At 72.5% G+C, this 4,773-nt stretch carries 5 protein-coding genes; 2 read left to right on the top strand and 3 right to left on the bottom strand.

Features of this window, described 5'->3' with window-relative positions:
* Window positions 1–293: 293 nt before the first annotated feature.
* The gene (locus tag V7793_RS33530; protein WP_336013472.1) at window positions 294–740 is read right to left on the bottom strand and encodes a hypothetical protein; all 447 of its coding nucleotides are present in this window, start codon (window positions 738–740) and stop codon (window positions 294–296) included.
* 309 nt (window positions 741–1,049) lie between these two features.
* Between V7793_RS33530 and V7793_RS33535 the strand changes: the two genes are divergently transcribed.
* Both V7793_RS33535 and V7793_RS33540 read left to right on the top strand, forming a co-directional pair.
* The gene (locus V7793_RS33535) at window positions 1,050–1,724 is read left to right on the top strand and encodes a DUF4956 domain-containing protein (RefSeq protein WP_336013473.1); all 675 of its coding nucleotides are present in this window, start codon (window positions 1,050–1,052) and stop codon (window positions 1,722–1,724) included.
* The gene (locus V7793_RS33540; protein WP_336013474.1) at window positions 1,721–2,605 is read left to right on the top strand and encodes a polyphosphate polymerase domain-containing protein; all 885 of its coding nucleotides are present in this window, start codon (window positions 1,721–1,723) and stop codon (window positions 2,603–2,605) included. Before V7793_RS33535 ends, V7793_RS33540 begins: the two co-directional genes overlap by 4 nt.
* A 44-nt stretch (window positions 2,606–2,649) precedes the next feature.
* On the opposite strand, the gene V7793_RS33545 is transcribed toward V7793_RS33540, so the two are convergent.
* Together V7793_RS33545 and V7793_RS33550 are read right to left on the bottom strand one after the other, a co-directional pair.
* Window positions 2,650–3,786 (bottom strand): alpha/beta hydrolase, encoded by a 1,137-nt coding sequence (locus V7793_RS33545; protein WP_336013475.1) that lies wholly within the window; start codon window positions 3,784–3,786, stop codon window positions 2,650–2,652.
* A gap of 177 nt (window positions 3,787–3,963) precedes the next feature.
* Window positions 3,964–4,773 (bottom strand): NAD-dependent epimerase/dehydratase family protein (locus tag V7793_RS33550; RefSeq protein WP_336013476.1); only part of this gene is annotated, 810 nt, incomplete at its 5' end.

Raw genomic sequence — 4,773 nt, forward strand, 5'->3', positions numbered from 1 at the left:
CAGCTCAGCGTTCATTGACGCCCCCATCGGTGTTTCCGGGTGTTCTTGCGCGTACGGGTGCATTCCGGCGGCGGGCCGCAGGGGCCTGCCGCCGGAATGCGGCCCCTATTATCTGCACACCGACAAGCCGTCCATCAGGGCGCACAGAAGCTCTGGAACCAAACCGGAACGATCGACTCCTGAGGCGGGGTCACTATTCCGCACTATGAGCGGATTGGAGTTTCCCGTGCCCACAGGCCCCGGCGGCGGACGCTCCCGGCGCCGGCGGATCCGGAGGCGGGTCCCCTCCGGCCTCACGCGTCCGGAGCCGGCCCGGAGCCCCGCAATGCCGGGCCGGCGGGCCTCCGCGGCAGCAGGCTCCGCATGCCCCTGCCCGTGGCGTGGGCGGCGAGCGCCGCGACGGGGACCGCGGTGAGGGCGACCCCGGTCCACTTCTCCGCGTAGTGCGCGGCCATCGTGGGGGTCGAGGCGAAGGTCACCATCGGGCCCCAGGTGTAGTAGCCCCACACCATGATCAGCTGGGAGGCCGCCGCCCGTACGACCGCGTGGAGCGCGGTCGGGGCGGTGGCGGCCACCAGGGCGACGATCACGGCGTACGGCACGTAGCCGGAGGCGAAGCGGCTCGCGGCCGTGACGGTCAAGCCGTCCCCGTCGCCCGCGACCGCGACGTAGAGCGAGAGGGCGCCGGCACCGAGGGCCACCAGGACCGTCATCGCACTCCGGCGGATTTCCTGTTTCACGGGCGCTCACTCCTCACTTGTCATGATTCATCCCGAAAGAGGCCGGAGAGAAAAGCGTGGCGTGCGATTGTGCGCGGCCCGTGTGCCGGGTATGACGGCGGCGTCACAGTCCCGTGCGCGGCCGCCCCCGGGGCGACCGTCATATCCGTGGCCTCCGGGGCAAGAGCGTCGAACGCGACAGGCGTGGCAGGAATCCGGACACTTGCCGTCCGGTTCCATCAAAGACGCGCATTGTTCACTCAGAAGTAGCGAATGTTCACCCAGCGTTTCTCTATGTTTCGGGTACTTCCTACGCACAGAGAGTGAGCGATGGACTCCCTACGACACCTCGCCGGCCACCTGGGGCTCGACCTCGTGGCCGTGTGCCTGCTGACGTTCGCGATCTACTACCCCCGGCACCGGCGGCGCGACCTCGTACCGGCCTATCTGGCCCTGAACGTCGCCCTGTTCACCGTCGTCGCGGCCCTCGCGGAGCTCGGCGGCAGCGGCGGCATGGCCCTCGGGTTCGGGATGTTCGGCGTGCTGTCGATCATCCGGCTGCGGTCGGACTCCGTGCAGCACGAGGAGGTGGCGTACTACTTCACCACCCTGGTCCTGGGGCTCATCACGGGGCTGCCGCACCTCGCCTTCGGACTCGCGGCCGCGCTCAGCGCGGTCCTGCTCCTCGTCGTCTACGCGGCGGACCACCCCCGTCTCCTCGCGCGCTCCCGCCGCACCGTCGTCACCCTCGACACGGTGCACGCCGACCCCTCCGCCCTCCGCGCCGATCTCGCCCGGCGCCTCGGCGACCCGATGCACTGGACGGTCATGGAGGTCGACTACGTGCGCGACCTGACGGTCGTGGACGTCCGCTACCGGGAGCCCGAGCCGGGAAGCCGCCGGGGGAGCGCCGCCCCGGCCGCAGCCGGACCCGGGGCGGAGACCCGTACCGAAGCCCGGGCCGGGTCCGCGACCGAGGCCGCTCCCGCGTGGGGGTCCGTGTGACCGCCGCCGTCCGGCAGACCGCCCCCGCGGTGACGTCCGCGGAAGTCCCCTCCGCACCGCCCGCCTCCGCCGCGGCCGTCCGGGCCATCCAGGACGCGGCGCACGCCACCGAGCCCATCCCCCTCGCCGAGGTCAACGCGCGCGCCGAGCTGATGGCGCGCTTCGACCGGAGCTACCTCGTACCGGCGGAGACCTTCCTCCATATAGCGGCCCGGCTGACCGACCCCCGCAGACCCGGCGGCCCCTTCCGCGCCCTCACCATCGACGGCCGCCGCGCCTTCCGCTACCACTCCGTCTACTACGACACCCCGGGACTGCGGTCCTTCCACGACCACCGGCAGGGCCGCAGGCTCCGGTTCAAGGTCCGGGAGCGGGTCTACCAGGACACGGGGGAGCGCCAGTTCGAGGTCAAGCTGAAGGGGCGCCGGGGCGACACCGTCAAGCACCGGCGGCCGCTGGCCGGCACGGACACCCCGCTCGACGCGGGCTACCGCGCCTTCCTCGCCGACACCCTGCGGCGCGCCTACGGCATCGACTCGCCCGCGACCCTGCAGCCCTCGCTCAGCACGGACTACCTGCGCGCGACGTTCGTCGCCGACGGGGAACGCATCACGTGCGACGCGGGCCTCGTCTGCGACGACCTGCGCGCCGGGGCCGGGGCCGGAGCCGGGTACCGGGTGCGGTGCGACGCGGACCTCGTCCTCGTCGAGACCAAGACCGCGGGGCACCTCACGGACGCGGACCGGCTCCTGCACGCGTGCGGGGTGCGGCCGGCGGTCTTCACGAAGTACTGCGGGGCGCTGGCCGCCCTCCGCCCGGCTCTCCCCGCCAACCGCTGGCGCCGGGCGGCGCGTTGCGCGTTCGGGGACGCGGAGAAGTAGGGGAGAGGGCCGGACCTGCCGTGAGGAGACGCCGTGCGGCAGCGCTACTGACCGCCGTTATGGGGCGCCGTCAGCTCCTTGAGCTCCTTGTCCAGCCACCTGAGCACCACCGGGTACTCCTCGCGCCACGTCTGGAAGTTGTGGCCGCCCTCGTCCCGTACGAGCTTGTCGACCTTGAGCGGCGGCTTCGCCTTCTGCGCGAACTTCAGGCTCGGCTCGTAGTTGTCCTCGTTCTTGCTGGTGCCCACGAGCAGGGACACCGGGGGCGGGGGCATGTGCTCCAGGCGCCACGTCAGGTCGTTCTCGTTCCGGTACGCCTTGCTGCCGGCGTAGAGGTCGCCCGTCCTGCCGTCCTGGCGCGCGAAGTAGTCGGCGGACAGGCCCGCTGCGGCGCCGTAGCGCGCCGGGTTGGTCATCGCGAGCTTCAGCGCGCAGTAGCCGCCGGTGGAGTTGCCGACGGCGCCCCAGCTGCCCGGGGCGCCGGAGGCGCGGTACACGTCGGTGACGGCAAGCGGCACGTCCTCGTTGAAGAAGGTGAGCGCCTGCGGACCGCCCGGCACGTCCGTGCAGTTGGTGTCGCGGTCGGCGACCACCGACGGCCGGACCAGCAGGTAGATCGTCGGCCTGATCTCCTTCTTCATGATGGCGGAGGAGGCGGCCTGCGGGACCTTCAGCTGGGTGATGAGGTTCTTGGAGATCCCCGGCTGCCCGGTGATCACCACCACCACGGGGAACTTCTCCTTCTCGTGCTCCTTCTGGAAGTACTCGGGCGGCAGGTAGGCGTAGCCGTCCATGCTCAGCCCGCTGACCGGGCCGCGGATCCGGATGCGGTCCACCTGCCCGGCCTTCTCGCGGGTGCCCTTGAGCCCGATGGACTCCTGGCCCTGCACGGTGAGGGCGGGCGGCCGCCTGCCGTCCTTCGTGCCCGGCTGCAGGACCTGCTTGCTCGACGCGCGGCCCAGCAGTTCGTTCCAGGTCGAGTAGAAGCCGTACTCGTTGTTCGCGGCGACGAGCAGCACGGCCAGGATGCCGGCCTGCGTCACGGCGAGCAGGCCGAGGCGGCCCGCCCATGCCAGGGGTCCCTTCCGCGCGGCCCGGGGCCACAGCCACAGCGCGAGCGCGCTCACCGCGACGGCGATGAGCACGAGGACGAGCAGGAACGTCTGGGACGTCAGACCCACGGCAGTCACTCCTCTTGGAGGGCGCGTTACGCCGGGAGAGACGGGGAATCAGTGGAAGGGGTTTCGTCTTTTGGGACAGAATTTCCTCTTATATGGAAAGGGGTGGCCGCACTTCTGGTCCGGCCACCCTCGTCCGGCTACCCCTCGTCCGGCCACCACCCCTCGTCCGGCCGTCCCTCAGCCAGCGGCCGCCAGCCGCTCCAGCAGGGCCGCCTCCCGCTCCGGGGCGAGTCCCAGCGGCGGCCGGTCCGGGCGCTGCGGGGCCCGGCCGCCGAGCTCCTGCAGCCAGGCCCACGTGGCCGCCACGGTCTCGGCCGCGGGCCTGCAGCGCAGCCCCGCGGCAAGGGCCTTGGAGGCGTCGCCCCGGTGGAGGACGTCGTACAGCTCGCCCGGCGGCACCCACACCGGCAGATCGGTCCAGGGCTCGATGCCGGCGGACAGGATCTCCTCGGGCCCGGTCCAGCGCAGGACCGCACCGGAGCCCGTCGCGTGGGCGCAGGCCTCCAGCAGTTCGCCCATGGTGGCGTGCCCGGGCGGGCTCACCAGGTTGTACGGGCCGCCGAGCCCGGCCGCGAGGGCGTCGAGGATCCAGGCGGCGAGGTCCTGCACATCGATGTACTGCACCCCCAGGTCGCGCGGGCCGGGTGCCAGCACCGTCCCGCCGCGGGCGATCCGCCCCAGCCACCACGGCAGCCGGCCCACGTTCTCGCCGGGGCCGAGGATCAGCCCGGCCCGTACCAGCAGGGCCCGGTCGCCGAAGGAGCCGAGTGCCGCCAGCTCCCCGCCGCGCTTGGCCTCCGCGTAGCCCACCTCGCCGGCGTCCGGTGAGCCGTCCACCACGGGCCAGTTCTCGTCGTGCCCGGCCGGCGAGGGGTAGGCGTACACCGAACCGCTGGAGACGTAGGCGTACCGCCCGGCGCGCCCGGCCAGCAGCCGGGCCGCGTCCCGCACGGCCGACGGCGCCCACGACCAGGTGTCGACGACGGC

It is taken from the genome of Streptomyces sp. KLMMK (genome assembly GCF_036961605.1).
GTDB classification, from domain to species: Bacteria; Actinomycetota; Actinomycetes; order Streptomycetales; family Streptomycetaceae; genus Streptomyces; species Streptomyces telluris.